Origin of the sequence: Mycobacterium sp. (genome assembly GCF_049673265.1) — a bacterium.
GTDB lineage: Bacteria > Actinomycetota > Actinomycetes > Mycobacteriales > Mycobacteriaceae > Mycobacterium.
The window spans coordinates 1-2930 of sequence record NZ_JBATXN010000379.1; the positions used below are offsets into that span (position 1 = coordinate 1).

Here is a 2930-nt window from a genome sequence, read left to right on the forward strand (position 1 = left end):
ATGATGTAGTGCGCGAGTACCTCCATCGAGAAGTTCGCGCCCGCACCGTGACCGGGCCTGTAGTTCGGCGCCGACATGGTGAACGAGTTGTGGAAGCCGGGCACCGTTCCGCCGCGATAGGCGCGGGGGCTGTCACCCCATTCGTCGGCCAGCTTCCTACCGTTACGGCCGCGGATGTCGATAGTGGACAGAAAGTCCAAATAGTAGCCGGTGGCGTAGATGATGACATCGAGGTCGATCTGTCGACCGTCTTGGGTGACAATGCCTTTCGCGTTGACCTCGGCCGGTTCGCTGGCCTCCACGTCGACGTGGTCGCGCGTCAAAGCCGGGTAGTACCCGCCCGGATCGCGAATGATCCGTTTGCCGTACGGTGCGAAGTCCGGGGTGACTTTCTTCGCCAGCTCGGTGTCTTTGCCGAACGTCTGCTCGATGTAGTCCAGACACATTTGCAGCAACACGTCGTTGGCCGCGGAGATGGACAGATGGTCCTTGCACCACTCCGGATCCTGCAAGATGACCGGATAGTTGTTGTCCGCGGTGCCCCAATACGACTTCAGCCGATTCCACTTCGCGTAGTACGGCAGGTGCCGCCCGAGGTAGCGCTTATGGGCCGGTACCTCGTCGGTCAGCCGTCGACGGGGAGCCACCCAATGCGGCTGACGCTGGAACACCGTCAGGTGCTCGACCTGGTCGACGCACGCGTCGACGATCTGCACGGCGGTGCAGCCGGCCCCAATGATCGCCACTTTCTTGCCGGTGAGGTCCAGCGATTCATCCCACAACGCGGAATGAATGCTGGTGCCCGCGAACGTGTCCCGGCCCTCGACGTCGGGCCAGCGCGGGCGATTGAGGTAGCCGGCGGCGGTGACCACGATGCTGGCATAGCTGATGTCGCGCCGATCGTCGGCGTTGACCGAATGGATCTGCCACTGGTTGCGCTCGTCGTCCCACCTCAGCGCCTCGACCTCGGTGCGGAACCGGGTGTGCGCGCGCAGCTTGTGCTTGTCGGCCAGTGCCACCAGATACGCCTGATATTCCGCGCCCTGCGGATAGTAACTACTCCAATCCGGGTTCACCTCGCGCGACAGCGAGTAGTACGCCGAAGGGGTGTCGACACCGATGCCGGGGTAGGTGGTGGTGTACCACGTGCCGCCGACTTCCGGGTTGCGGTCGAAGATTTCGTAGCACACGCCCTCCTCGGCGGCCGCCAACGCGACGCTGATTCCGGCGATACCCGCACCGATGATCGCGATGTTCATTGTGTCCGGAATCGACACCGTGCGCGGCAACGTCGGCTGCGAGCGCTGGACGCCGCCCTGCTCGAGGAGCAGGTCCACATGCTCGTCGTCCACCCCTGAGCCCAGTGCGATGGGCAACAATCTTGCGAAGAAGTCACGGTCTTCAGCCGACGTTGCCTCAGGGCGCCGGCTCGCGCCCAGCGCCTCGACGATAGCGTTCACCAGCGCCTCGGCAGTGTCGGGATCGGTGACCCCGGCCCGCTCAGGCGGGTCGGGGATGTGCGAAATCTTCGGCGCGTAGGTGTCGATCACCACCGGGTCGCCGGTGAGCTGAGCCAGCACCGCCACCAGGACGCCCGGGTCGGCCTGACGCAGGTTGTCCCGCAGTTCGTCGGGATGCACAGGGTCGCGAGCGCACATGGCATCGAGTATCGAAGCGTTGCCGTACGGAGGGCGTGGTCTTGTCTACTCAGCGGGACATCATTGGGCACACGTGTTCCACTGACCGGTCATCGGTCGTGTTACCGGGACCACCCCAGGGTTGACTCGCTGTCATGAGCAACGACATCACGCTGCCGGAATTGCAAGAGTTCATCGCCGGCTTCTGGTACCACTACGACGAGGCGCACCACGACGAGCTGGCGGCAAGCTATGCCGAGGACGTGCGCTACATCAGCCGAAGCGATTCGGGCGCCAGCCCTTTCGAGGAACTGATGTCACCCGAGCTGCACGGCCGTGACGCCGTCATAAAGTGGCTGTCGGCGCATCGCGAGCAGAGCCCCTATCCGCTTCGCCACCATGCCACCAACGTGCACCGCACCGGCACCGACGGTGCTATCACCAGCGCCCGTTTCTACATTTTCGTCAACCAGATCGCCAATTTCGTGCCGTTCGCGGTGTCCAGCGGCATAGCTGAGGTCGCTGTGCGCCGCGGCGCAGGCGGGTTGGAGTTCACCCAGATGGAGGTCATTCTCGACACCACCAACTCGGTGCTGCTATCTGAGCTGCACGCCGACAGCACCACCGGTTCGTGAGCGCCCGGGAAAAATTCTCCGGCGGCGTGGCCGTCATCACGGGGGCTGGCGCGGGTATTGGTGCTGGCCTAGCGCGGTACGCCAGTCGATTGGGCATGACCGTGGTGCTCGCCGACGTCGACGCCGCTGCCATCGCAGCATTGCGTGACGAGCTGTGCGCAGCCGGGTGCACAGCACTGGACTTCGTATGCGACGTGCGCGATCCCGATGCCGTGCAGAGGCTCGCCGAGAAGACCTACCGGGAGGTCGGCCCATTACGGCTGTTGGTGAACAACGCCGGGGTCGAACAGTTCGGCTATCTGTGGGACACACCGGTCGCCAATTGGCAGCGCGTCATCGACATCAATATCAGCGGCGTCTTCTACGGCGTACGGGCGTTTCTCCCAAAGCTGATGGGGACCGACGACCAAGCGTGGGTGTGGAACCTGTCGTCGGTCGGCGGGGTGATAGCGGCTCCCCTGCAGGCGCCCTACATCATGAGTAAGCACGCAGTCCTTGCGTTGACCGAGTGTCTGCATCTCGAGGTTCAGGCAGCCGGACACGACCATCACATTCACGTGCAGGCCGTGCTGCCCGGCGCGGTGGCCTCCAACATCTTCGAAGCTGCCGGCGGAGTGACCAACGGCGACATCGCGGCGGCCGAATCCCAGCGCTCGGC

The 2930-nt window shown here is 64.1% G+C and carries 3 protein-coding genes; 2 read left to right on the forward strand and 1 reads right to left on the reverse strand.

The genetic code is table 11. The features are described 5' to 3' along the window. A partial coding sequence (locus WBF82_RS13140) for a flavin-containing monooxygenase (RefSeq protein WP_424383452.1) occupies window positions 1-1658 on the reverse strand: 1658 nt, incomplete at its 3' end. A gap of 134 nt (window positions 1659-1792) precedes the next feature. Between WBF82_RS13140 and WBF82_RS13145 the strand changes: the two genes are divergently transcribed. Further along, window positions 1793-2272, forward strand: coding sequence for a nuclear transport factor 2 family protein (locus WBF82_RS13145; RefSeq protein ID WP_424383453.1), 480 nt, complete (start codon window positions 1793-1795; stop codon window positions 2270-2272). Next, a partial coding sequence (locus WBF82_RS13150) for an SDR family NAD(P)-dependent oxidoreductase (RefSeq protein WP_424383454.1) occupies window positions 2269-2930 on the forward strand: 662 nt, incomplete at its 3' end. The genes WBF82_RS13145 and WBF82_RS13150, both read left to right, overlap by 4 nt.